The sequence below is a fragment of the Stutzerimonas nosocomialis genome (assembly GCF_005876855.1).
GTDB classification, from domain to species: domain Bacteria; phylum Pseudomonadota; class Gammaproteobacteria; order Pseudomonadales; family Pseudomonadaceae; genus Stutzerimonas; species Stutzerimonas nosocomialis.
On record NZ_QLAE01000014.1, the window covers coordinates 81,782 to 107,156 of the forward strand.

Annotated in this window: 18 protein-coding genes; 11 read left to right on the forward strand and 7 right to left on the reverse strand. The window is 66.0% G+C overall.

Features of this window, described 5'->3' with window-relative positions; genetic code table 11:
- Nucleotides 1-60 precede the first annotated feature (60 nt).
- Nucleotides 61-978 carry a LysR substrate-binding domain-containing protein gene (locus DN824_RS11040; RefSeq protein ID WP_138408451.1) on the reverse strand — a complete coding sequence of 306 codons (918 nt, stop codon included), beginning with the start codon at nucleotides 976-978 and terminating at the stop codon, nucleotides 61-63.
- Nucleotides 979-1,288: 310 nt separating this feature from the next.
- On the opposite strand from DN824_RS11040, the gene DN824_RS11045 reads away from it, so the two are divergent.
- The 8 genes from DN824_RS11045 (at nucleotide 1,289) to fdhE (ending at nucleotide 11,057) form a co-directional block, all read left to right on the forward strand.
- Nucleotides 1,289-2,305 carry a zinc-dependent alcohol dehydrogenase family protein gene (locus tag DN824_RS11045; protein WP_138408452.1) on the forward strand — a complete coding sequence of 339 codons (1,017 nt, stop codon included), beginning with the start codon at nucleotides 1,289-1,291 and terminating at the stop codon, nucleotides 2,303-2,305.
- A 104-nt stretch (nucleotides 2,306-2,409) separates the two neighbouring features.
- Nucleotides 2,410-3,267 carry an SDR family oxidoreductase gene (locus DN824_RS11050; protein ID WP_138408453.1) on the forward strand — a complete coding sequence of 286 codons (858 nt, stop codon included), beginning with the start codon at nucleotides 2,410-2,412 and terminating at the stop codon, nucleotides 3,265-3,267.
- Nucleotides 3,268-3,278: 11 nt separating this feature from the next.
- Nucleotides 3,279-4,265, forward strand: a complete 987-nt coding sequence (ku, locus tag DN824_RS11055; RefSeq protein WP_138408454.1) for a non-homologous end joining protein Ku — start codon at nucleotides 3,279-3,281, stop codon at nucleotides 4,263-4,265.
- A gap of 143 nt (nucleotides 4,266-4,408) precedes the next feature.
- Nucleotides 4,409-5,299 (forward strand): non-homologous end-joining DNA ligase, encoded by an 891-nt coding sequence (gene ligD, locus DN824_RS11060; RefSeq protein ID WP_241666692.1) that lies wholly within the window; start codon nucleotides 4,409-4,411, stop codon nucleotides 5,297-5,299.
- Between the two features lie 127 nt (nucleotides 5,300-5,426).
- The gene (gene fdnG, locus DN824_RS11065) at nucleotides 5,427-8,498 is read left to right on the forward strand and encodes a formate dehydrogenase-N subunit alpha (RefSeq protein WP_174236497.1); all 3,072 of its coding nucleotides are present in this window, start codon (nucleotides 5,427-5,429) and stop codon (nucleotides 8,496-8,498) included.
- Nucleotides 8,498-9,433: a formate dehydrogenase subunit beta gene (gene fdxH / locus DN824_RS11070; RefSeq protein WP_138408457.1), complete on the forward strand. Its 936-nt coding sequence runs from the start codon at nucleotides 8,498-8,500 to the stop codon at nucleotides 9,431-9,433. The genes fdnG and fdxH overlap by 1 nt, the downstream gene beginning before the upstream one ends.
- Nucleotides 9,430-10,122 carry a formate dehydrogenase subunit gamma gene (locus tag DN824_RS11075; RefSeq protein WP_138408458.1) on the forward strand — a complete coding sequence of 231 codons (693 nt, stop codon included), beginning with the start codon at nucleotides 9,430-9,432 and terminating at the stop codon, nucleotides 10,120-10,122. Before fdxH ends, DN824_RS11075 begins: the two co-directional genes overlap by 4 nt.
- Nucleotides 10,119-11,057, forward strand: a complete 939-nt coding sequence (gene fdhE, locus DN824_RS11080) for a formate dehydrogenase accessory protein FdhE (protein ID WP_241666691.1) — start codon at nucleotides 10,119-10,121, stop codon at nucleotides 11,055-11,057. The genes DN824_RS11075 and fdhE overlap by 4 nt, the downstream gene beginning before the upstream one ends.
- Before the next feature lie 193 nt (nucleotides 11,058-11,250).
- Here the strand turns inward: fdhE and DN824_RS22555 are convergent, their stop codons facing one another.
- Nucleotides 11,251-11,415 (reverse strand): hypothetical protein, encoded by a 165-nt coding sequence (locus DN824_RS22555; RefSeq protein ID WP_174236495.1) that lies wholly within the window; start codon nucleotides 11,413-11,415, stop codon nucleotides 11,251-11,253.
- Nucleotides 11,416-11,707: 292 nt separating this feature from the next.
- Here DN824_RS22555 and DN824_RS11085 point away from each other — a divergent pair, with 292 nt between their 5' ends.
- The 3 genes from DN824_RS11085 to glgB all read left to right on the forward strand — a co-directional run bounded on the left by DN824_RS11085 (nucleotide 11,708) and on the right by glgB (nucleotide 19,422).
- Entirely contained in the window at nucleotides 11,708-13,720 is a 2,013-nt protein-coding gene (locus tag DN824_RS11085) for an alpha-1,4-glucan--maltose-1-phosphate maltosyltransferase (RefSeq protein ID WP_174236496.1), read from the forward strand.
- Between the two features lie 156 nt (nucleotides 13,721-13,876).
- Complete coding sequence (gene treS / locus DN824_RS11090; RefSeq protein WP_138408459.1) at nucleotides 13,877-17,209, forward strand: maltose alpha-D-glucosyltransferase; 3,333 nt, start codon at nucleotides 13,877-13,879, stop codon at nucleotides 17,207-17,209.
- Nucleotides 17,206-19,422, forward strand: coding sequence for a 1,4-alpha-glucan branching protein GlgB (gene glgB, locus DN824_RS11095; protein ID WP_138408460.1), 2,217 nt, complete (start codon nucleotides 17,206-17,208; stop codon nucleotides 19,420-19,422). The genes treS and glgB overlap by 4 nt, the downstream gene beginning before the upstream one ends.
- Nucleotides 19,423-19,777: 355 nt before the next feature.
- On the opposite strand, the gene DN824_RS11100 is transcribed toward glgB, so the two are convergent.
- The 5 genes from DN824_RS11100 to DN824_RS11120 are packed head-to-tail and all read right to left on the reverse strand — an operon-like array spanning nucleotide 19,778 to nucleotide 25,042.
- Nucleotides 19,778-20,770: a lysylphosphatidylglycerol synthase domain-containing protein gene (locus tag DN824_RS11100; protein ID WP_138408461.1), complete on the reverse strand. Its 993-nt coding sequence runs from the start codon at nucleotides 20,768-20,770 to the stop codon at nucleotides 19,778-19,780.
- Nucleotides 20,767-22,020, reverse strand: coding sequence for a cardiolipin synthase ClsB (clsB, locus tag DN824_RS11105; protein WP_138408462.1), 1,254 nt, complete (start codon nucleotides 22,018-22,020; stop codon nucleotides 20,767-20,769). Before clsB ends, DN824_RS11100 begins: the two co-directional genes overlap by 4 nt.
- Complete coding sequence (locus DN824_RS11110; RefSeq protein ID WP_138408474.1) at nucleotides 22,017-22,769, reverse strand: endonuclease/exonuclease/phosphatase family protein; 753 nt, start codon at nucleotides 22,767-22,769, stop codon at nucleotides 22,017-22,019. The genes clsB and DN824_RS11110 overlap by 4 nt, the downstream gene beginning before the upstream one ends.
- Before the next feature lie 47 nt (nucleotides 22,770-22,816).
- On the reverse strand, nucleotides 22,817-23,731 hold the full coding sequence (locus DN824_RS11115) for a DUF72 domain-containing protein (protein WP_138408463.1): 915 nt from the start codon (nucleotides 23,729-23,731) through the stop codon (nucleotides 22,817-22,819).
- Between the two features lie 21 nt (nucleotides 23,732-23,752).
- On the reverse strand, nucleotides 23,753-25,042 hold the full coding sequence (locus DN824_RS11120) for a zinc-dependent alcohol dehydrogenase (RefSeq protein ID WP_138408464.1): 1,290 nt from the start codon (nucleotides 25,040-25,042) through the stop codon (nucleotides 23,753-23,755).
- Nucleotides 25,043-25,375: the final 333 nt, after the last annotated feature.

The following is a 25,375-nucleotide window of genomic DNA, read 5'->3' on the forward strand; positions in this document are numbered from 1 at the left end:
CTGCGGCGGGGCGCACGGCTTGCCGTCCACCCAAGGTCGGATCGTTGACGAGGCTCGGTGCTAGAGGCTGTCCGGGTCGCCGATGAACATCTGGATCCGCGAACGCAGCCAGCGCTCGGCGGGGTCGTTGTCCTGGGCGCCGCGCCAGGCCATCGAAAGCTCGAAGGTGGTGTCGGTCTCGAACGGCAGCGGCTCGGCGCGAACGCCTCCGTTGGCCGCCAGGGCCGCGGCGGCATAGTCCGGCACCGTGGCGATGATGTCGGTGCCGGCGATCAGACTGGCTAGGCCGTTGAACTGGGGAACCGCCAGCACGACCTTGCGCTTGCAGCCGCGCAGGGCCAGCTCGTCGTCGATGAAGCCATTGAGGTCGCCGGCGAACGAGACCATCGCGTGGGGCCGCGCGCAGTATTCCTCCATGGTCAGCGTGCCGGGCTTGGAATCGGCGCGCAACAGCCGGGGTCGGCTGCGGCGCAGCACCTTGCGCTTGGCGTTGGCTGGCAGCTCGTCGGTATAGCTGACGCCTACCGAGATCTCGCCCGAGGCCAGCAGGCTCGGCATCAGCAGGTAGTTGGCACGGCGCACCACCAGCACCACACCCGGCGCCTCGGCGCGAATCCGTCGCAGCAGGGGCGGCAGCAGGCCGAACTCCACCTCATCGCTCAGGCCGATGCGAAACACCATGGTGCTGGTAGCCGGGTCGAACTGGCTGGCGCGACTGACCGCGGTGGAGATCGAGTCCAGCGCCGGCGAGAGCAGCCCGAAGATCTCCTGGGCGCGCGCGGTCGGCTCCATGTTGCGGCCGGTGCGCACGAACAGCGGATCGTCGAACAGCGAGCGCAGACGCCCGAGCGCGGCGCTGATAGCGGGCTGGCCGAGGAACAGCTTTTCCGCCGCGCGCGTCACGCTGCGCTCGTGCATCAGCGTTTCGAATACGATCAGCAGATTGAGGTCGAGGCGACGAAGGTCGTTGCGATTCATGCCATCCACGCTAGGTCAGTGGCCGGATAATCGAGCGTTACCCGATAAACGATGTCTCAGGGCTAATGGTAGTGTCTCGTGCCTGGATGACGAATGCCCGATCATATCGGTGGCTTGCCTGATTCCCCGGCATGAGAGCACGCCGGCGCATCGCCGTCGACTGCCCTGGAACGCTTTCGAAGCAGCCTCGGCGGTCGAGATCATTAGCACCGGGCATGAGCACTATCAACGGGAATACCCCCTCGCCGGGTGGTGTTGTTCGGGGAGTGCAGATAGAGTCGCTCCAGCCTAGAAGTAAGTGAGGTGCACGATGTCGCGCATGATCCGGTTTCACCAGTTCGGCCCTGCCGAAGTACTGCAATTCGAAAACGTCGAAGTCGGCTCGCCTGCGCCTGGCGAAGTGCTGATTGCAGTCAAGGCGATCGGCGTCAACTGGCACGATGTGCTCTGGCGTCAGGACCTGGCGCCGCGCCATCCGCGCCTGCCCACCGGACTCGGCAGCGAGGTCGCCGGCGAGGTGCTGGCGGTCGGCGAAGGCGTCGAACGCTTCAAGGTCGGCGACGCGGTGGCGAGCTTCCCGGCGCACGACCTCAACGACTATCCCGCCTACGGCGAGCGCGTGCTGATGCCGCAGACCTCGCTGGTGATTTACCCCGACGTGCTGACCCCCGAGCAGGCGTGCGTGCACTACACGCCGCTGCTGATCGCCTATTTCGGGCTCAGGGACCTTGCCCAGCTGCAGGCCGGGCAGCAGGTGCTGATGACCGATGCGAGCCACTGCACCGGACCGTCGGCCGTGCAGCTCGCCTCCGCGCTGGGCGCGCGGGTGATCGCCACCACCGACACCAGCGAAGACCGCGACTTTCTCCTGGAGCTGGGCGCCAGCGCCGTGATCGCCACCGAGGAAGAAGACCTGGTCGGGCGCGTCCAGAAGCTCACCGAGGGCCGGGGCGTGGAGGTCATCCTCGACGCTTGCGGCGGTTCGCAGATGGCGCTGCTGGGCGACGTCATGGCGCCCTGCGGCAAGCTCGTGCTCTACGGGCTCAACGGCGGCAACGAGACCGCTTTCCCGGCCTGCGCCGCGTTCGAGAAGAACATCAAGTTCTTCCTGCACTGCCTGGGCGACTTCACCGGATTGCCGGAACTGGGCATCCCGCAGAAGGCCGAGGCGGTCGAGCGGGCACTGACCCACATCAACCAGCTCACCGCCGACCGCCTGCTGCAGCCGGCCATCGCCCGCGTCTATGGTTTCGACGAGGTGGTGGAGGCGCACCGCTATCTCGAAAGCGGCGCCGCCCGGGGCCGCGTGGCGTTGCGCGTCGACTGACCACCGCAGGCCTCCCGTTCGGCGGGCGCCCAGCCCGCTGACGGAAACTTTTGTTTCGTCCCGCCAGTCCTCCAAAGACAGTCGTAACGCTTTGGAGACGCCGTATGTCGGACGCCAGCCAGACCCTCCCGCCCCAGCAGCAACCCGAGCCCGGCGACGAGAGCCGCATGAGCCCGCGCCCCGCTTACAAGGGCGAGGACTACCGCGCGGCGGGCAAGCTCGAAGGCCGGGTGGCGATCATCACCGGCGCCGACAGCGGCATCGGCCGCTCCGTTGCGGTGCTCTATGCCCGTGAGGGCGCCGACGTGGTGGTGCTCTACCTGAACCAGGTGGACGATGCCGAGGAGACCCGTCGGGAGGTCGAAAAGCACGGCCGCCGCTGCCTGACCTTCGCCGGCGACGTGGCCGATGCGGGGTTCTGCCGGCGGGTCATCGAGGAAACCCGGCGGGTCTTCGGCCGGCTCGACATCCTGGTCAACAACGCCGGTGAGCAGCATCCGCAGAAGCGTCTGGAAGACATCAGCGAGGAGCAGTGGGAGCGCACTTTCCGCACCAACATCTTCGGCATGTTCCAGCTGACCAAGGCCGCCTTGCCGGCGATGAGGGAAGGCGCGTCGATCATCAACACCACCTCGGTGACCGCCTACAAGGGCAACCCGAACCTGATCGACTACTCCTCGACCAAGGGCGCCATCACCAGCTTCACCCGTTCCCTGTCGATCAACCTCGCGCCGCGTGGCATCCGGGTCAATGCGGTGGCGCCCGGGCCGATCTGGACGCCGCTGATTCCCTCGACCTTCGATGAGGACCACGTCGCCCACTTCGGCTCGAACACACCCATGGAGCGTCCCGGCCAGCCCGAGGAAGTCGCTCCCGCCTACGTCTACCTCGCCAGTTCCGATTCGTCCTACGTCAGCGGCCAGGTCATCCATGTCAACGGCGGAACCGTCGTCAACGGTTGAGGAGTACAGCCATGCCACGCACGATCTGGAAAGGGGCCGTCAGCTTCGGCCTGGTACACATCCCGGTGGCGCTGGTGCCGGCGACCACGCGCCAAGGCATCGACTTCGACTGGCTCGACAAGCGCAGCATGGACCGGGTCGGCTACAAGCGGATCAACAAGACCACCGGTGAAGACATCGACAGCGACAACATCGTCAAGGGTGTCGAGTACGAGAAGGGCCACTACGTGGTCATCAGCGACGAGGAGATCCGCGCCGCCCACCCCAAGGCCACCCAGACGGTGGACATCGTCGCCTTCGTCGACGCCAAGGACATTTCCTTCCTCTACATCGACACTCCGTACTACCTCACGCCGGACCGCCGTGGGGAGAAGGTCTATGCGCTGCTGCGCGAGACGCTGATCCAGACCGGCAAGGTCGGCATCGCCAACGTGGTGCTGCGCAACAAGCAGCACCTGGCCGTGGTGATGCCGCTGGGCAAGGCGCTGGTGATGAACACGCTGCGCTGGGCCGACGAGGTGCGCGGCGTGGAATACCTGGAAATGAAGGACGAAGCGCTCAACGCCGACCTCAACCCGCGCGAGCTGGAAATGGCCAAGCGGCTGGTCGAGGACATGACCGAGAAATGGAAGCCGGACCAGTACAAGGACACCTTCCAGGACCAGATCATGGAACTGGTCGAGCGCAAGGCGCGCGAGGGCAAGCTCGAGGCGGTCGGTGGGCCGGAAGAGGCCGTCGATCGGCGCAGCGCGGACGTCATCGACCTCACCGAACTGCTCAAGCGCAGCCTGGCGGCGAAGCCCTCGGGCAAGGCCGCGGCCAGTGACGAGTATGACGGCGAGGACGAGGAAACGCCGCAGAAGGCGCCGGCGCGCAAGACGGCGGCCAGCAAGGCCGCCGGAAGCAAATCCAAGACCGCCGCGAAAACGACGGGCGGCACGACGCGCAAGGCCAGCGCGGCCAAGACCAGTACCAGCAAGTCGAAGAAAGCCAGCTGAGCCGAGCGCCGCCGCGCCGGCGCCGAGCGATTCGCGACCAGGAGTCCGCCGTGCCCCAAGCCCAGACCCGCGCCGCCACCCAGGCGCCCAGCCGAAAACCCGCATCCCCGCGCAAACCGTCCAAAAGCAGCGACAGCCGTCCGCTGGTCGGTGGCGTCGGCATCAGCCACCCGGAGCGCGTCATCGATAGCGCCAGCGGGGTGACCAAGAAGGGGCTCGCCGAGTATTACCTGAGCGTTGCCGAGCACCTGCTGCCGCAGTTGGCCAGGCGGCCGCTGTCCATCGTGCGGGCGCCCGAAGGGGTAGGGGGCGAGACGTTCTTCCAGCGCCACGCCGGCCGCCTGAAGATGCCGCACATGCGCGAACTGGACAAATCGCTCGACCCCGAGCACGCGCGGCTGATGCAGGCCGACAGCATCACCGCCGTCATCGAGGCGGTGCAGATGGGCACCATCGAATTCCACAGCTGGAACGCGCGCAGCGACAAGGTGGAGCGTCCCGACCGGGTGATCTTCGACCTCGACCCGGACCCCGAGCTGCCCTGGTCGGCGATGGTGGAGGCCACCTGCATGACCCTGGACCTGCTCGAGCGCCTAGGCCTGCGCGGTTTTCTCAAGACCAGCGGTGGGCGGGGCATGCACGTGATGGTGCCGCTCGCCCGGCGCCACGACTGGACACTGGCCCGCGAGTTCGCCCGCGGCGTGGCCGAGCGGCTGGCGGCAGAGGCCCCCGAGCGCATCGTCGCCAAGATGGGGCCGCAGAACCGGGTCGGCAAGATCTTCGTCGACTACCTGCGCAACCAGAAGGGCGCGAGCACGGTGGCGGCCTATTCGGTGCGCGCGCGGCCGGGACTGCCGGTCTCGGTGCCCATCACTCGCGAAGAGCTGGGCCGGATCGACGGCGCCGCCCAGTGGAACGTGACCAACCTCGCCGAGCGCCTGGCGGACCTTTCCAGCGACCCCTGGACCGAATGCGGCTCGCTCTCCCAGACCATCGGCCAGGCGACCCTCAAGGCCTTGTCCGATCCGGTGTGAAGCACTCCCCAGGCCCGCCCGTCGCATGGCGCGGCGGGATTTAGCGCAATAAGGAACCAAGGAGAATCGCGCGCAGTCGACTGCCCACTGATGAGCACATAAGAAAGACAGGAGAGACACGATGACCGTGCGTGTATCCCGGCGACAATTCCTGAAGTTCGGCGCCGCAGGCCTGGGCGCGTCGAGCATGGCCATGATGGGGTTCGCCCCTGACGAGGCCCACGCGTCGATCCGGCATTTCAAGCTGACCGGCGCGAAGATGACCCGCAACATCTGCACCTACTGCTCCGTAGGCTGCGGCATGTTGCTCTACAGCCGCGGAGACGGCGCGATCAACGCCCATGAAGAGATCTTCCACGTCGAAGGCGATCCGGATCATCCGGTGAGCCGTGGTTCGCTGTGCCCGCGCGGTTCCGGTGTGCTCGACTTCATCAAGGCCAAGTCGCGGACCAAGTTCCCCGAGGTCCGCGAGCCCGGCAGCAACGAGTGGAAGCGAATCAGCTGGGACGAGGCCATGGAGCGCATCGCCCGCTGGATGAAGGACGACCGCGACGCCAACTTCGAGACCCATGACGAGCAGGGAAGGCTGGTCAACCGCTGGATGACCAGCTCGATGGTGGCCGCATCGGCCTGTACCAACGAGACGGCGTATCTCACCCAGAAGATCACCCGGGCGCTGGGCATTCTCAAGCTGGATAACCAGGCGCGCGTCTGACACGGACCGACGGTGGCAGGTCTTGCCCCTTCATTCGGTCGCGGTGCCATGACCAACCACTGGGTCGACATCCGCAACGCACACATCATCCTGTCCATGGGAGGCAACTCCGCGGAGGCGCATCCGGTGGGCTTCCGCTGGGTCATGCAGGCCAAGGAGCGCAGCAACGCGATCCTGATCTCCATCGACCCGCGCTACAACCGCACCACGGCGGTGGCCGACTATCACGCCTGGATTCGCACCGGCACCGACATCGTCTTCCTCGGCGGGCTGATCAGCTACCTGATCGAGAACAACCGCTACAACGACGAATACGTGCGCGCCTATACGGACGCCAGCCTGCTGGTCAACCAGGACTTCGGCTTCGAGGACGGCCTGTTCACCGGCTACGACGAGGCCAGGCACCGCTACGACCGCAAGACCTGGAATTTCCAGCTCGACGAGCAGGGCTTCGCCCGCCGCGACCCGACGCTGCAGGACCCGCGCTGCGTGTTCCAGATGATGCGCCAGCATTACAGCCGCTACACCGTGGAGATGGTCGAGACCACCTGCGGCATGCCGCGTGAAACCGTGCTGCAGCTGTGGGACCTGATCGCGCAGTCCGCCGCGCCCGACAAGACCATGACCATTCTCTACGCCCTGGGCTGGACACAGCATTCGGTCGGCTCGCAGATGATCCGCGCCGCCGCGATGGTGCAGCTCCTGCTGGGCAACATGGGCATGCTCGGCGGCGGGGTGAACGCCCTGCGCGGCCATTCCAACATCCAGGGCCTGACGGACATCGGGTTGCTCTCCAACCTGTTGCCGGGCTACATGAACCTGGCCTCGGTCGACCTGCAGAGTTACCAGCAGTACCTGGACAAGCGGATCAAGGAGCCGCTTCTTCCCGAGCAGGTGTCCTACTGGAAGTACTACGAGCGCTTCTTCGTCAGCACCATGAAGGCCTTCTACGGCGATGCCGCCACGGCCGAGAACAACTGGTGCTACGACTGGCTGCCCAAGCTCTCCGAGCCGATCTACGACGTGCTCTATGCCGCCAACGACATGGCCAACAGGAAGATGACCGGCGCCTTCTGCCAGGGCTTCAACATCCTGGCCGCGTTCCCCGACAAGGCGAAGATGACCCGGGCGCTGTCGAACCTCAAATATCTGGTCGTCATGGACCCGTTGCAGACCGAGACCAGCGAGTTCTGGCAGAACTACGGGGCGTTCAACGACGTCGACCCGAGCCAGATCCAGACCACGGTGTTCCGCCTGCCGACCACCTGCTTCGCCGAGGACGACGGCTCCATCACCAACAGCTCGCGCTGGCTGCAATGGCACCACCGTGCCGCGCCGCCGCCTGGCGAGGCGCGCACCGACACCCACATCCTGGGCGATCTGTTCCAGCGCATTCGCCGGCTCTATGAGCAAGAGGGCGGCGCCTTCCCCGAGCCGATCCTGAACATGGCCTGGGATTACGCCGTGCGCGACTACCCGCAGGCCGACGAGCTGGCCCGCGAGTACAACGGCCGGGCGCTGGCGGACATCGAGGATCAGGGACGCATCATCCGGCGCAAGGGCGAGCTGCTCAACGACTTCGGCGAACTGCGCGCCGACGGTTCCACCGCCTGCGGCTGCTGGATCTATTCCGGCGCCTGGACCGAAGCCGGCAACATGATGGATCGGCGCGACAACGCCGATCCATACGACAACGGCCAGACCCTCGGCTGGGCCTGGGCCTGGCCGATGAACCGGCGGATTCTCTACAACCGCGCCTCGGCACGCCCGGACGGCACGCCCTGGAACCCGGACCGCCGGCTGATCTGGTGGAACGGCGAGCGCTGGGTGGGCGCCGACATCCCCGACTATCCGGTCGCGGCGCCACCGGAGCAGAACGTCGGCCCGTTCATTCTCAACCAGAGTGGTGGCGGGCACTTCTTCGTCAGCGAGTGGTTGAACGAGGGCCCGTTCCCCGAGCACTACGAGCCGTTCGAATCGCCGATCGACCACAACCCGCTCAGCCCCGACAACCCGCTGGCCTACCACAACCCCATCGGCCGGGTGTTCGAGGAAGACAAACCCAACTTCGGCACGGCCAAGGAGTTCCCGTACGCGGCGACCACCTACCGGCTCACCGAGCACTTCCACTACTGGACGCACCACGTGCTGCTCAATGCCATCGCGCAGCCGGAGAAATTCGTCGAGATCGGCGAAACCCTGGCCGAGGAACTGGGCATCAAGGCGGGCGAAAAGGTCCGGGTGACCTCCAAGCGAGGGTACATCGAGGCGGTGGCGGTGGTGACCAAGCGGCTGATTCCGCTGCAGATCACCGGCAAGACCGTGCATCAGGTCGGCATCCCGATCCACTGGGGCTTCCTGGGGGTGGCGAAGAAGGCATTCCTCACCAACACCCTCACGCCGGTGGTCGGCGACGGTAATACGCAGACACCGGAATTCAAGTCGTTCCTGGTGAACGTGGAAAAAGTGGGAGGGCGTGCCTGATGCGTGGCGAACAACCCAACATGCAGAACTTCATCCAGCGCTCGGCAACGCCCACGGCCACGCCGCAGGTGCGCACCGGTGGCGTCGAGCCGGTGACCAAGCTCATCGACGTTTCGGTGTGCATCGGCTGCAAGGCCTGCCAGGTCGCCTGCTCGGAGTGGAACGACCTGCGCGATGAAGTGGGCGAGTGCGACGGCACCTACAACAACCCCCAGGACCTGACGCCGCAGTCGTTCGAGGTGATGCGCTTTTCCGAGTACGTCAACGAGGAGGGCGGCCTGGAGTGGCTGATCCGCAAGGACAACTGCATGCACTGCGCCGAGCCGGGCTGCCTGAAGGCCTGCCCGTCGCCCGGGGCGATCGTGCAGTACGCCAACGGCATCGTCGACTTCAACTCCGAGCACTGCATCGGCTGCGGCTATTGCGTGGCCGGTTGTCCGTTCAACATCCCGCGGATCTCGCAGAAGGACCACAAGGCCTACAAGTGCACGCTCTGCTCGGACCGTGTGTTCGCGGGCCTCGAGCCCGCCTGCGTGAAGAGCTGCCCGACCGGTTCGATCCAGTTCGGCACCAAGGAGCAGATGCTCGACTACGGCGCGCACCGGGTCGAGAAGCTCAAGGAGCGCGGCTTCCAGAACGCCGGCATCTACGACCCGGCCGGCGTCGGTGGCACCCACGTGGTGTACGTGCTGCAGCACGCCGACAAGCCGGAGATCTACAGCGGCCTGCCGAAGGACCCGCACATCAGTCCGCTGGTGGACCTGTGGAAGGGCGTGACCAAGCCCTTCATGTCGGCGGCGCTCGGCATCTCGGTACTGGCGGGCTTCTTCCACTACATGATCAAGGGGCCGAAGGAAGAGCCCGAAGACGATCCGGATCCGGAACAGGCGGCGGCCGCGCGTGAGCTCGATCGCCGCGAGGAGGGGCGGCCATGAGTCATTCCAACGTCGAGAAAGGCATCCTGCGCTACGGCTGGTGGTCGCGGTTCAACCACTGGCTGATCGCGATCTGCTTCGTGGCGCTCACGCTGAGCGGGCTGGCGCTGTTCTACCCGGCGTTCTTCGGGTTGACCAGCCTGTTCGGCGGGCCGACGGCCACGCGCATCATCCACCCCTTCATCGGGGTGTTCATGTGCTTCTTCTTCGTGATCCAGGCGGTGCGCTTCTTCAAGGCCAACCTGTTCCGCCGGCACGACGTGCAGTGGGCCAGACAGATCCGCGACGTGCTCTCCAACCGGGACGACCGCTTGCCGCCGGTGGGGCAGAACAACGCCGGGCAGAAGCTGGTGTACTGGGTCTTCCTGTTCAGCGTGCCGGTCCTGCTGGTGAGCGGGATCATCATCTGGCAGCCGTATTTCGCCATGGCGATGCCGCGCGAGCTGCTGCGCTGGGGGGCGATGATCCACGCCTATGTGGCCTTCATCGCCATCATCACCCTGGTGATCCACGTCTATTCGGCGATCTGGGTGAAGGGCTCGATCCGCGCCATGACCCGGGGCCGGGTGAGCCGCGCCTGGGCCAAGCACCATCATCGGCTCTGGTACGACGAGATCGTTCGTGGGGAAAAGCAGGGCGACGACACGCGCCTGCCTGCGACGAGTGAAACCACAAGGAAATCGACATGAGCGCAGCAGCTGCGGAACACACCTTCGGCAACGCACCGAGCGGCATCATGGACCCACCGGCGGTGGTCCTGCCCGACGCGCAGCTGTTCAGCCGTCGCGCGGCGCGGCTGCGGGAGCTGGTGGTGGCGGTTCCGGCGCTCGACGAGTTCCTCTCCTTCATGGCGCGGGTGGTGCAGGCGCAGGACCTGGTGCTGCAGCGCGATCCCCAATGGCGCCCCGAGCCCGGCGCCTTCGACCTTGCGCTGGAGCACGGCATGCCGCCGCTCGGCGTGGACGCGCTGCGCCGCGACCTGGACTGGAAGCACGACCTGACGGCGCTGCTCGACGCCATCGAGCTGCATGTGGGCGAGCGTCAGCGGCCGCTCATCCGGACCCTGCGCGAGCTGTCGTCCGAGCAGCTCGATGCGCTGGCCGACGACGTCATCGACGTGCGCCCGGGTAGCCAGGAAAGCCGCGGGCTCATGCCCCTGGTCGCGGCCGCGCTGCAGGTGGCCTGGGTCAGGCTGGCCCGCCAGCTACCCCGGCCGCCGAAGCGCCCGGGTGAGGAAAGCCGTGGCGTGTGCCCGTGCTGCGGCTCCTTGCCGGTGGCCAGCGTGGTGCACAACGAACGGCATCGGGCCGGGGTGCGCTACCTGCATTGCAGCCTGTGCGCGACCGAATGGCACCTCGAACGGGTGCGCTGCGCCGTCTGCAACAGCGGGGCGAAGCTGACCTACCTCGGGCTCGACGACGAAAAGGGCAAGCCCTTCCTGCCGATCCAGGCCGAAGCCTGCGACGAGTGCCACAGCTACCTGAAAGTGGCGCAGCGCGAACTGCACGGCCGCGCCGAGCCGATCGCCGACGACCTGGCGAGCCTGGGCCTGGACCTGCTGCTGGCCGAGCAGGGCGCGTATGCGCGCAGCGGGTACAACCCTCTGCTGATTCTCGGCGACTGATTCGCGGTCAAGACTAGGCGTCCCCAACCGCTCCCACAGGTGTCTGCTCGCTCGGCCAGCATTAACCCGTGGGAGAAACTGGAATCGTTCCGGTTGCCATGGGAGCGGTCTTGACCGCGAAGGTGGACGATGCCGACTCAAGCGCTGGGCGCCGGCCCCTTCATAGAGCAAGCCCGTTCAGCGGCGACTGGCCCTAGAGAGGCTGTTGCTGCTGATCGGCCACCACTTGCCCTCCATAGAGCGTCCCTGGTTTGCAGAACTCGTCGAGTTCGTCGGCGCAGGGCACCTGGGGAAGGTCGCCGGGCTGATCGTGCACGATGGGGTCCGGTTGGGGGATGTCGGGGCGTGCGTGAATCATGGAGAACTCCTGCCGTGACGGCCGGTTTCGCAGGGAAATATCGGCCCCTCGGACCGACGCTGAATTGAGGCGGCCGCAGGCCCTTAGTTCCAGCCGCTCATCCGTTGTCGACAGGCGGCGCAGGCCCCGTTCCTACTGAACTTTTGCCCGGCCGACGCGCTCGGAAATAACACGGCCGGCAAACCGCGCGAGCGGCTTTTCGGCCCCGCCAGGCAGCCCGGCGCTCCGGTCGATGCCAGGGCGGATAACCGTCTCGTCCACAGCATGTTCACGCGCCGCAGGAGTCCGCTCGATGACCGACGTACCTCAGCCAGATTCGATGAGCCCCCTTTCCCTCGAAGAGGCGATGCGGGCGCCACGCATCGCCATCGAGGCGACCGAACCGGCAGTGGATGACGGTCGCTACGCGGCCAAGGCGATCATCGGTCAGCCGGTCGAGGTCAGCAGCAAGATCTTCGCCGACGGCCACGACCAGCTCGCGGCGGTGGTGTGCTGGCGGCAGAAGGGCGAACAGAACTGGCGGCGCGCGCGCCTGAAGCTGATCACCAACGACCTCTGGCAAGGGCATTTCACCCCCACCCAGGTCGGTCCCCACGAGTTCCGCATCGAGGCCTGGTGGGACCTCTGGGAAACCTATCGCTACGAGCTGTCGAAAAAGCACGCCGCCGGCGTGCCGGTCCAGCTCGAACTCGAAGAAGGGCGCCTGCATCTGGAGCGAGCGGTTCAGCGCGCCCAGGGTGAAACCCGTGCGGTGCTCGAAGACATCATGCATCGCCTGGCGTCGTCGCACCTGGACGACGAGCGCGTGTCGGTGATGCTGGCCGGCGAGACGGCCGCCGCCATGGCCGATGCCGATGCGCGCGAGCACTGCAGCGCGAGCCACGTCTTCCCGCTGGAGGTGGAGCGGCCGCTGGCCCAGTTCGCCAGCTGGTACGAACTCTTTCCCCGTTCCGAAACCGACAGCCCCGAACGCCACGGCACCCTGCGCGACGTGATCAAGCGCTTGCCGGCGATCCGCGACATGGGCTTCGACGTGCTCTACTTCCCGCCGATCCATCCGATCGGGCGCAAGCACCGCAAGGGCCCCAACAACAGCCTCGAAGCCGGCCCGAACGACCCGGGCAGCCCTTACGCCATCGGCAGCGAAGCCGGCGGGCACGAGGCCATCCACCCGGAACTGGGCACGGTCGACGACTTCCGCGCACTGGTATCCGCCGCCGCGGACCACGGTCTCGAGATTGCCCTCGACTTCGCGATCCAGTGCTCGCAGGACCACCCCTGGCTCGAGCAGCATCCGGGCTGGTTTTCCTGGCGGCCCGACGGGACCATCCGCTACGCGGAAAACCCGCCGAAGAAGTACCAGGACATCGTCAACGTCGACTTCTACGCCGAGGACGCCATGCCCGATCTCTGGATCGCGCTGCGCGACGTGGTGCAGGGCTGGGTCGACCTGGGCGTGAAGGTGTTCCGCGTGGACAACCCCCACACCAAGCCGCTGCCGTTCTGGCAATGGCTGATCGCCGACATCCGTTCGCGCGACCCCGACGTGATGTTCCTCGCCGAGGCCTTCACCCGGCCGGCGATGATGGCGCGCCTGGGCAAGGTGGGCTTCAACCAGAGCTACACCTACTTCACCTGGCGCAACACCAAGGCCGAGCTCACCGAGTACTTCACCGAGCTGAACGAGCCGCCGCTGCGTTACTGCTACCGGCCGAACTTCTTCGTCAACACGCCGGACATCAACCCCTTCTTCCTGCACAGCTCGGGCCGGCCGGGGTTTCTGATCCGCGCGGCGCTGGCGACCATGGGGTCGGGCCTGTGGGGCATGTATTCGGGCTTCGAGCTGTGCGAGTCGGCGCCCTTGCCGGGCAAGGAGGAATACCTGGACTCGGAGAAGTACCAGATCCGTCCGCGCGACTACCGCGCGCCGGGCAACATCATCGCCGAGATCGCGCAGCTCAACCGCATCCGCCGGCAGAACCCCGCGCTGCAGACCCATCTCGGCTTCAAGGCCTATACCGCCTGGAACGACAACATCCTGTTCTTCGGCAAGCGCACCCCCGATCGCTCGAACTTCATCCTCATCGCCGTGAACCTGGACCCGCACAACGCCCAGGAAGCGCACTTCGAGCTGCCGCTCTGGGAGCTGGGCCTGCCAGACGACGCACACACCCATGGCGAGGACCTGATGAACGGGCACCGCTGGTCCTGGTACGGCAAGACCCAGTGGACGCGGCTGGAACCCTGGAACCTGCCGTTCGGCATATGGCGCTGGACCATACCGGCGGTGGAGCAGAACGGTTGATCGAACACACTGAAGCTCGTTTCTGAAGAAGGATCACCAACTCTTTGAAATAAAAGGGTAACGGCACGGGAAAGCCAGGGCGCTACCAACGACCAGGGCCTGCTCGTCGCATCGCCTCCAGAGGGAGGCGGACGAGCCAAGGCAAGGAAAGACACCATGGCCAAACCCCGCAGACCAGCCAAACCCGCTGCCTTCATCAAGGACCCGCTCTGGTACAAGGACGCGGTCATCTATCAGGTGCACCTGAAGTCCTTCTTCGACGCCAACAACGACGGGGTCGGCGACTTCGTCGGGCTGATCGAGAAGCTCGACTACATCGCCGACCTGGGCGTCAACACCATCTGGCTGCTGCCGTTCTATCCCTCGCCGCGCCGTGACGACGGCTACGACATCTCCGAATACCGGGGCGTGCATCCCGACTACGGCACCCTGGCCGACGCCAGGCGCTTCATCGCCGAAGCCCACAAGCGCGGGCTGCGGGTGATCACCGAACTGGTCATCAACCACACCTCCGACCAGCACCCCTGGTTCCAGCGCGCGCGCAAGGCCAAGCCGGGCTCGGCGGCGCGCAATTTCTACGTCTGGTCCGACACCGACGAGAAGTACCTGGGCACCCGCATCATCTTTCTCGATACCGAGAAGTCCAACTGGACCTGGGACCCGGTGGCCAAGCAGTACTTCTGGCACCGCTTCTACTCGCACCAGCCGGACCTGAACTTCGACAACCCCCAGGTGATGAAGGCGGTGCTCGGGGTGATGCGCTACTGGCTCGATCTCGGCATCGACGGCCTGCGCCTGGACGCCATTCCCTACCTGGTCGAGCGCGACGGCACCAACAACGAGAACCTGCCGGAGACCCATGCGGTGCTCAAGCAGATCCGCGCGGAGATCGACGCCAACTACCCCGACCGCATGCTGCTCGCCGAGGCCAACCAGTGGCCCGAGGACACCCAGCAGTATTTCGGCGGCGAGGAGGGCGGGCCGGGGGACGAATGCCACATGGCCTTCCACTTCCCGCTGATGCCGCGCATGTACATGGCCATCGCCCAGGAAGACCGTTTCCCGATCACCGACATCCTACGCCAGACCCCGGAAATCCCGGCCAACTGCCAATGGGCGATCTTCCTGCGCAACCACGACGAGCTGACCCTCGAAATGGTGACCGACCGGGAGCGCGATTACCTCTGGAACTACTACGCCTCGGACCGTCGCGCACGGATCAACCTGGGTATCCGCCGGCGCCTGGCGCCGCTGCTCGAGCGCGATCGCCGGCGCATCGAGCTGCTCAACTGCCTGCTGCTGTCGATGCCGGGCACGCCGACCCTGTACTACGGCGACGAGATCGGCATGGGCGACAACATCTTTCTCGGCGACCGCGACGGCGTGCGCACGCCCATGCAATGGTCGGTCGACCGCAACGGCGGCTTCTCGCGTGCCGACCCGGCGAGCCTGGTGCTGCCGCCGATCATGGACCCGCTCTACGGCTACTACACGATCAACGTCGAGGCGCAACAGCGCGACCCCCATTCGCTGCTCAACTGGACGCGCCGCCTGCTGGCCATCCGCAAGCAGTTCAAGGCCTTCGGCCGCGGCACCCTGAAGATGCTGGCGCCGTCCAACCGCCGCATCCTGGCCTACCTGCGCGAATACACGGCGCCCAATGGCGAGCAGGAGATGATCCTCTGTGTCGCCAACCTGTCGCGCTCGGCACAGGCCGCCGAACTCGAACTTTCCCATTACGCCGGCATGGTGCCGGTGGAAATGATCGGCGGCAGCGCGTTCCCGCCGATCGGCCAACTGTCCTATCTCCTGACGTTGCCACCTTACGGCTTCTACTGGTTCCAGCTGGCTTCCAGCCACCAGATGCCGAGCTGGCACCAGCAACCGGTGGAAACCATGCCCGATTTTCAGACCTTGGTGCTCAAGCGCCTCGACACCATGACCGCCGCGAACAGGAAGATCCTCGAGACCGAGTCCCTGCCGACCTACCTGCCCAAGCGCCGCTGGTTCGCCGCCAAGGACGAGAAGATCGAGTCGATGAAAATCTGCTACACCGTGCCGTTCGGCAACCCGCAACGGCCGGTGCTGCTCAGCGAAATCTCCGTGACCACGGCCGCCCGGACCGACTACTACCAGCTGCCGCTGGGCTTCCTCGCCGAGGCCGACTTCGACATGGCGTTGCCGCAGCAACTGGCCATGGCGCGGGTGCGTCGCGGCCCGCAGGTCGGGCTGCTGACCGACGGTTTCACCCTGGAGCCCTTCGTCCTGGGCGTGATCCAGGCCCTGCGCGACGAGCTGGTGCTGCCGTGCGGCGATGACGAGATCCGCTTCGTGCCGATGCCGCAGCTGGCCGAATGCGAGCTGCCGGCCGACGCCGAGGTGCGCTACCTCTCGGCCGAGCAGTCCAACAGCTCGGTCATCGTCGGCGCCAGCATGATGCTCAAGCTGATCCGCCGCATTTCGGCCGGTGTGCATCCGGAACTGGAAATGGGCGCCTTCCTCACCGAGCAGGGCTATGCGCACATCTCGGCGATGCTGGGTCAGGTCAGCCGCATCTCCAAAGACGGCACCCCGCACGCGCTGATGGTGGTGCAGCGCTTCCTGGACAACCAGGGCGATGCCTGGGAATGGACGCTCAACGTGCTCGATCGCGCGGTGCGCGATGAAACCGCTGGCGGCGTGTCGCTGCACGAGAACCAGTACGACGCGATGGAAGAGCTCGAAGCCTTCAACCGCCTGCTCGGCCAGCGCCTCGGCGAACTGCACGTGGCCCTGGCGACCGACACCGACAACGAGGCCTTCGCCCGTGAAACCACCGACGAGGCCATGAGCGATGTCTGGGCCGAGGCGGTGAGCGCGCAGCTCGAGCGCGCCCTGGACATCCTCGCCGAACAGCGCGGCCGGCTCGAGAAGGCCGACGTGGCGCTGGTCGACAAGTTGCTGGGCAAGCGCGACAAGCTGCTCGAAGAGACCCGGCGGCTGGCTGCCCGCACGGTCGGCGGGTTGCGCATCCGCGTCCATGGCGACCTGCACCTGGGGCAGGTGCTGGTGGCCCAGGGCGATGCCTATTTCATCGACTTCGAAGGCGAGCCGGCGCGGCCGCTGGAAGAGCGTCGCGCCAAGCTGAGCCCGTTCAAGGACGTCTCCGGCGTGCTGCGCTCGTTCGAATACGCGGCCGCCATGACCGTGCGCAACGCCCAGAGCAGCGACACCTCCGAGGGGGCCGTGCAGGCCCGGCAGCGGATCGCGGCGAACTATCGGCAGAGCGCGCGTTCTGTGTTCCTTGAAGCCTATTACGAGGCGGCGCGCAGCCTTGCCCACGACTGGCGTAACAAGGGCGGGGCAGAGGCGGCGCTCGCCCTGTTCAGCCTGGAAAAAACCGCTTACGAGATCGCCTATGAGGCCGAGAACCGACCGGCGTGGCTGTTCGTCCCGCTGCAGGGACTGGCGATGCTGGCGCAACAGTTTTCCGATGGAGATTCCAAATGAGTGATCGACCGGCCATATCCCTGACAGGCGAGACCCTGTTGCCGAGCGATGCGGACGTCGACGCGCTGGTGCGCGCCGAACATGGCGATCCGTTTTCGATTCTCGGGCCGCATGCCGATGGCGAAGGCCAGGTGGTACGGGCCTATCTGCCCCACGCGCTGGGCGTCGACCTGCTCGACCGCTCAGGCAACAACGTCCTGGCGGCCATGGAGCAGGGCCAGGTGCCGGGGTTCTACTTCGCCCGGCTCAGCCACGCGCAGCCCTACCTGCTGAGCATCCGCTGGGCCGGCGGGCAACAGATCACCGAAGACCCCTACAGCTTCGGCCCGTCGCTGGGGGAGATGGACATCTACCTCTTCGCCGAGGGCAAGCACCGCAACCTGGCGCACAGCTTCGGCGCCCAGGTGATGGAAATAGACGGCGTGCAGGGCGTGCGTTTCGTGGTCTGGGCGCCCAATGCGCGGCGCGTCTCGGTGGTGGGCGACTTCAACAGCTGGGACGGTCGTCGCCACCCGATGCGCGTGCGTTATCCGGCGGGCGTGTGGGAGATCTTCATCCCGCGGCTGCAGCCGGGCGAGCGCTACAAGTACGAGATCCTCGGGCCCGACGGCGTGTTGCCGCTGCGCGCCGATCCGGTGGCGCTGGCCACCGAACACCCGCCGGGCACAGCCTCGGTCGTCGCCAAGCCGTTCGAGCACCAGTGGCAGGACGAGGCGTGGATGCAGCAGCGCGTCGTGCGCCAGGGTTACGACAAACCGATGGCCATCTACGAGGTGCATGCCGGCTCCTGGCGGCGCGACGGCGGTGACGACGGGCGGCTGTACGACTGGCACGAGCTGGCCGAGCGGCTGATTCCCTATGTGGTCGACATGGGCTTCACCCACATCGAACTGATGCCGATCATGGAGCATCCGTTCGGCGGCTCCTGGGGCTACCAGCTCCTGTCCCAGTTCGCGCCCAGTGCCCGCTACGGCAGCGCGGAGGACTTCGCCGCCTTCGTCGACGCCTGCCACAACGCCGGTATCGGCGTGATCCTCGACTGGGTGCCGGCGCATTTCCCCACCGACGCCCATGGCCTCGGCCATTTCGACGGCACCTCGCTGTACGAGTACGCGCACCCCTTCGAGGGTTTTCACCAGGACTGGGATACCTACATCTACAACCTGGGCCGCACCGAGGTGCATGGCTTCATGCTGGCCTCGGGGCTGCACTGGCTGCGCGACTTCCATGTCGATGCGCTGCGCGTCGACGCGGTGGCCTCGATGCTCTATCGCGACTATTCGCGCAAGGAAGGCGAGTGGATACCGAACCGCTTCGGTGGCCGCGAGAACCTCGAAGCGATCGACTTCCTGCGGCACCTCAACGAGGTCGTGCCCGCCGAGGCGCCGGGCGCGCTGGTCATCGCCGAGGAATCGACAGCCTTTCCGGGCGTGTCCAAGCCAGCCTCCGAAGGAGGGCTGGGGTTCGCCTACAAGTGGAACATGGGCTGGATGCACGACAGCCTCAAGTACGTGCAGGAAGACCCCGTCCACCGCACGTACCATCACGACAAGATGACCTTCAGCATGGTCTACGCCTATTCGGAGCACTTCGTGCTGCCGATCTCCCACGACGAAGTGGTGCACGGCAAGGGCTCGCTGATCGACAAGATGCCCGGCGACCGCTGGCAGAAGTTCGCCAACCTGAGGGCGTACCTGGGCTTCATGTGGGCGCATCCGGGCAAGAAGCTGCTGTTCATGGGCAGCGAGTTCGGCCAGTGGCGCGAGTGGAGCCACGACCGCGAGCTGGACTGGTTCCTGCTCGACGAACCCGACCACCGCGGCGTGCAGTCGCTGATGCGCGACCTGAACAGGCTCTACGTCCAGGAACCCGCGCTGCACGAGCTGGACCACGAGCCGCGGGGCTTCCAGTGGCTGATCGGCGACGATCGACAGAACAGCATCTTCGCCTGGCTACGCCGTAGCGCCACCGGGCATCCGTTGCTGGTGGTGGTCAACTTCACCCCCGTGGTGCGCAACGAGTACCGCATCGGCGTGCCGGTCGCCAGCAAGTGGCTGGAAGTGCTCAACAGCGACGCCGAGGTCTATGGCGGCTCCAACGTCGGCAACGGCGGGGGCGTCGTGGCCGAAGATGAGCCCAGCCACGGCCAGCCATACTCGCTGAAACTGACCCTGCCGCCGCTGTCGGTGATCATCCTGCGTCCGCAGGAGTAGCGGCGCGGGCAGGGCAGCTGTGCGGGAAGGAACAATGCGCCGGTCTCGGCGCATTGTCGTTTCAGGAAACCTTAAAGATCGCGGTCAAGACTGGGCGTCCCCAACTAGGCGTCCCCAACCGCTCCCACGGGTGGGTGTCGTCCGCTTGATCAGTGACCGAGTGCCCTGTCCGCACAGTCGTGGGAGCCACCTGACCGCGGCGGGGCACATACCGCAGGCGTGGGAGCGGTCTCGACCGCGAATGGGCTCGGCTGGACGCATACCTCGGTTGTGGAAGCGGTCGGGGCAGCCCGGTCTTGATCGCTAAGAGCAGCGATGCCGGTTCCGCCCCCCACCGCGTATTCGCCCTGGCGAATCAGGACTCCTTCTGTCCCGTCGGACGCCGGGTGCGCAGCTTCTTCGCCCGTGCTTCGAGCACGACATACACCAGGGTGGCGAACAGCAGGGGGATCAGGAAGTAGATGACGCGGTAGCCGATCAGCGCCGCGACGACGCTGCCCTTGCTCATCTCGTCGGCGAGCATGGCGACGAACACGGCTTCGATCACCCCCAGGCCGGCCGGGATGTGAGCGATGACGCCGGCGATGCTGCTGATCATCAGGATGCCCAGCACCTGCGGATAGCTGACCTGCTGCGACAGCATGAAGTACACCACCAGGGCCATCAGCGACCAGTTGGCGGCGCCGAGCACCAGTTGCACCACCGCCAGGCGCAGCGACGGCAGCTGTATCTCATGGCCGCGCAGAGTCCAGGAGCGCCGCTTGGAAAATCCGCACAGGGCGAGGTAGATCACCGCGACACCGATCAGCGACGCACCGAGAAAGCGCAGGGCGGTCGCGCCGATTTCCCACTGCGCCGGCGGGGTGATCCAGCCGAAGGCGAAGATGACGCCGGCCAGCCACATGTAGCCCAGCCAGTTGGTCAGCACGCTGAGGGTGAACACCCGGGTGATCTGCGCGGGCTTCAGGCCGAGCCGCGAGTAGAGCCGGAAGCGCAGGGCGATGCCGCCGACCCAGGCGCTGAGGTTCAGGTTGAACGCATAGCAGACGAAGGTGACCGGGAGGATCTGCCTGACCGGCAGCTCGTGCCGGGCGTAGCGCTTGCCCAGTACGTCGAAGCAGCAATACACCGCGTAGCTGCCCAGCGCGGCGGCGCCGGCGAACAGCAGGGTGCGCGCATCGTAGTTGCGCAGGGTGGTCCACACCTCGTGCCAGTCGATGTTGCGCGCCAGGCTCACCAGCAGGCCGATGACCAGGGCGAAGAACACATAGGTGACGATCTTCTTGATGATCGGCCACCAGCGGCGCCAGCGGCTCTGGGGTATGTCCTGCGCATGGCCTGCGGTCATTGGCTGTCTCGCGGCAGAGGGGACGTCTGGGTCGGCCGCAGGGCGCCTTCCTCGGGTGGCGGGGCGCCGAACACGGCGACCTTGGGCGTGTGTGCGGGAATCAGTCCCACCAGCGCCGGGAAATGACGCAGGAAGTGGAAGATGATGAACACCAGCGGCGCGCGCCAGAAGTACCCGCGCACGATGCGTTCGAGCGGGATGCGGCGGCAGTCGTTCTGCAGCAGCACGTCGAGCTTTTCATGCAGCTGCCGGTTGAAGGTGTGGTCGCGGATGATCAGGTTCGCCTCCAGATTCAGCGACAGGCTCAGCGGGTCGAGGTTGCTCGAGCCTACGGTGGACCATTCGTAATCGGCCAGCGCCACTTTGCCGTGCAGCGGGCGCCGGCAGTATTCGTGGATCTCCACGCCGTCGCGCATCAGGTAGTTGTAGAGCATGCGCGCGCCGAACTTGGCGATCGGCATGTCCGGCTCGCCCTGCAGGATCAGCCGCACCCGCACGCCCCGGCGCGCGGCGTTGCGGATCTCCCGCAGCACCCGGTAGCCGGGGAAGAAGTAGGCGTTGGCGATCACCAGCCGCGAGCGCGCATCGCGGATCGCCTGCAGGTAGTGCTCCTCGATGTCGTTGCGGTGTTCCTCGTTGTCGCGGGTGACGAACAGCGTGCGGGCGTCGCCCCGCGATGGCGAGACGCGGGTGTCGTGCTTGTACGGGGCGCGGCGGCGGTTCCACCAGCGCCCGGCTTCCGGCGGGGCGACGGTGGTCAGCGCGAAGCGGTGGATGTCGTTGACCACCGGCCCCTCGACCATCACCGCGTAGTCCTGCTTGGCGCCGGGGCCGAAATCGCCGACATGGTCGGCGGAGAAGTTGATCCCGCCGATGAACGCGACCTCGGCGTCGACCACCACGATCTTGCGGTGCAGCCGGCGGAACACGTTGACCCGCTTGCCGAACAGGCGCTTGCGCGGATCGAACATGTGGATGCGAATCCCCACGTCGGTCAGCGACTTGATGAAAGGCTCGCTCAGGTCGGCCGAGCCGTAGCCATCCACCGTGATGTCGATGCTGACGCCGCGCTTGGCCGCATCGATCAGCACCTGCTGCAGGTGGGTGCCGATCTTGTCTTCGAAGAGGATGAAGGTTTCGAGCAACACTTCCTTTTGGGCCAGTCCGATGGCCTCGAACACTGCGGGGAAGAATTCCTCGCCGTTCTCCAGCAACTGAAGACGATTTCCGTCTCTCCAGTGAAATTTCATAGATGTATCTCCACCGCCAGGGGCAGATGATCGGACAGATGAGTCCAGGGTTTGTTGCCGAGAATTTTCGGCGAATGGCTCGTGGCGTTGCGCACGTAGATGCGGTCGAGCCGCAGCAGGGGCCATCGCGCGGGGAAGGTCTTGGCCAGGCAGCCATGGGCGACCTGGAACACCTCGTAGAGGCCGTTGCAGTGGTCCAGGACCTGGCCGGCCCGCAGGCGCCAGTCGTTGAAATCCCCGGCCACCACCACCGGCGCGCCTTCGGGCAGGCCGTCGAGCAGATCGCAGAGCAGCCTGAGCTGTTGCTGGCGATGCGCTTCGCGAAGGCCCAGGTGCACGCAGATGGCGTGGAATTCCTCGTGACCGGGCACCTGCAGCACCGTGTGCAACAGCCCGCGGCGCTCCGGGCCGCTGATGGAGATGTCGAGGTTCTCGTAGCGCAGGATGGGAAATTTCGACAGCACCGCGTTGCCGTGGTCGCCGTCCGGGTAGACCGCGTTGCGGCCGTAGGCGAAGTCGGTCCAGATGCTGTCGGCGAGGAACTCGTACTGCGGCGTCTGCGGCCAGTTGTGGAAACGCACCGCGTGCTTCTGGTGGGTGCCCAGCACTTCCTGCAGGAACACCACGTCGGCGCTGACGCTGCGTACCGCCTCGCGCAGTTCCGGCAGGATGAAGCGGCGGTTGAGGGCGGTGAAGCCCTTGTGGGTGTTGACCGTGAGCAGTCGGATCGAATTGACCGCGGTGGCCATGTGCGCGTCGAGTTGGGTGGGGTCCAGTGGCGCGTGGGGGTGGGTCACTACTTGTCTCCTTGCAACTGGCCTGGCGTGGTTTCCAGGTCGGCATCCAGACCGAGGCGCTGAAGCAGGCCTCGCGCGTCATAGGGCGCCCGGACTTTCACGTCGTTGTCGAAATAGCAGTACACGTCTCGGGACTTGCGCCTGGAGGGCGCGACCTGGCTGATCAGATGGGCGTCTTCGGGCTGGGAGCCGTCGCGCCAGAGGCTGATGCGACGGCACCATTCGTCCAGCGCCTCGGGGGTGTAGCCGCTGGTGTAGAGCTGCTCGGCGCCATGCAGGCGGATGTAGACGAAGTCGCTGGTCAGGTCCTCCCGGTAAGGCCATTTCCCCGCCGTGTCGGCAACCACCAGCGCCACCTTGTATTGGCGCAGGAGGGCAACGAAGGCCGGATCGACGAAGCTCTCGTGACGGATTTCCACGGCGTGGCGCATTCGTCGCTTGCGGTCGATTTCCAGACAACTGCGGCCTTCCATCCGCGGGTCGCAACCACGGGCCGCTTCGAGCGCCGCCTCGGTGTCGGCCGGCAGCAGCCTGAGGAATGCCTCGAAGACTTCGGGGTTGAATTTGAAGGAGGGCGGAAACTGCCAGAGGATCGGGCCGAGTTTTTCACGCAGATTGAAAATGCCCGACGCGAAGAAGTTCGCGATGGGTTTTTCGACGTCTTGGAGGCGGCGGATATGCGTAACGTAACGCGGCGCCTTGACGCTGAATACGAAGCCTTGCGGCGTGTCGGCATACCAGTTTGCATAGAGCTCCGGTTTCTGCAGTGAGTAGAACGAACCGTTGATTTCGATGCTGCTGACCGCACGGGAGGCGAAGTGCAGCTCGTTCTTCTGCACCAGCCCCTTGGGATAGAAATCGCCGCGCCACGGGGTGTAGCGCCAGCCTGAAATTCCGACGTGGACGGCTGCCATGCCCGACTGCTCCTTCTTCGATCAGCGCTTGGGGTTCTGCATCGTGGTCGGGTCGCTGGCCGGGAAGGTATCGGCGATGGCGTCGTCGAGCCGCTCCTCGCCACGCGCGCTGTCCGCGGCATCGTCCGAGCGGGTCGACTGTGGAAGCAGCTCCACCTTGACCCAGCCGTTCTCGCGTCGGTCGAAGGCCTTGAATGCCGCGATCACGTCGTTCATCGGCTTGACCTGGGTGAGGATCTGGGCCGGGTCGATGCGCTTGGCCATGACCATCTCGATCAGCTTGGGGATGTACTTGCGGTGATGGCAGTTGCCCATGGTGATGGTCAGGTTACGGTTCATCGCCATGCCGATCGGAAAGGTCATGGCATCGGGCGGATAGACGCCGATGATCGACAGCGTTCCGGCCTTGGCCAGGCTCTGCACCGCCCATTCCAGGGCTTGCGCCGGCGCATCGCCGGGCTTCCAGCTGCCATCGGCGCCCTGGGGCTGGTCGCTGACGGGCTTGGCCTCGCTGCGGTGCCCGCACAGGCCATGCTCGGCATCGACGCCCACGGCGTCGATCGCCCGGTCCACGCCGATGCCGTCGGTGAGCCGCTTGATCGCTTCGACCGGGTCCTCGCGGTTGAAGTCGATGACCTCGGCGCCCTGCTTGCGCGCCATGCGCAGGCGGTCGTCGAACTGGTCGATCGCGAAGATGCGGCCGGCGCCCATCAGGCGTGCGCTGGCGATGGCGAACAGGCCGACCGGGCCGCAGCCGAATACGGCCACGGTGTCGCCGTCCTTGATGCCGGCCATGTCGGCGCCGAAGTAGCCGGTGGGGAAAATGTCCGACAGCAGGATCGCCTGGTCGTCGCTTATCTCCGGTGGCAGCTTCACCAGCCCGATATTGGCGAAGGGAATGCGGGCCTTTTCCGCCTGCAGCCCATTGAACGGGCCGGTGGCCGCCGGGCCGCCGAAGAACGAGGTGCCGGCCGCCTTGCCGTTGGGGTTGGCGGTGTCGCACTGGGCGTAATAGCCGGCTCGGCAGTAGGAACAGTTGCCACAGGCGATGGTGGAGGGGATCACCACGCGATCGCCGATCTCCAGGTTGCGTACGTCCTCGCCCAGTTCCTCGACGATGCCGACGCCTTCATGGCCGAGGATGGTGCCGGGCTTCATCTCGCTGACGGTGCCCCGGACGAAGTGCAGGTCGGTGCCGCAGATGGCCGATGCGGTGATCCGCACGATGGCGTCGGTGGGCGCTTCGATACGCGGCTCCGGCACCTCGTCCAGACGGATGTCGCCTACGTCGTGAAATACAACTGCTTTCATAGTCTCTCCGATCAGTTGGCGGTACAGGGCACCGTCTCGGGTGGTCCGGCCGCCGTGTCGGCGAGCCGAATGTGCCAGCGAGCCGACAAGGGTCGCGTGCCCTCACGGGGGCGCCTGGCTGCTGCTTCGAGCCGTGCATTCTCTGAAGATGCCTACTGTTTCCGACTGACGGCGGCTTTGGCGGTTCACCCAGGGGCGAAGTTTTTGCCGGTGGCGCCGGCTCTGTGGCGAGCCTGGTATGTTGCGGATCGCGCTGGACCAGCTCATTGTCTGGACGTCACTGGCGCCCGGCCGGTAAGCGGCGAGCTTTTCCGGATCGCTTCGCGGTCAAGA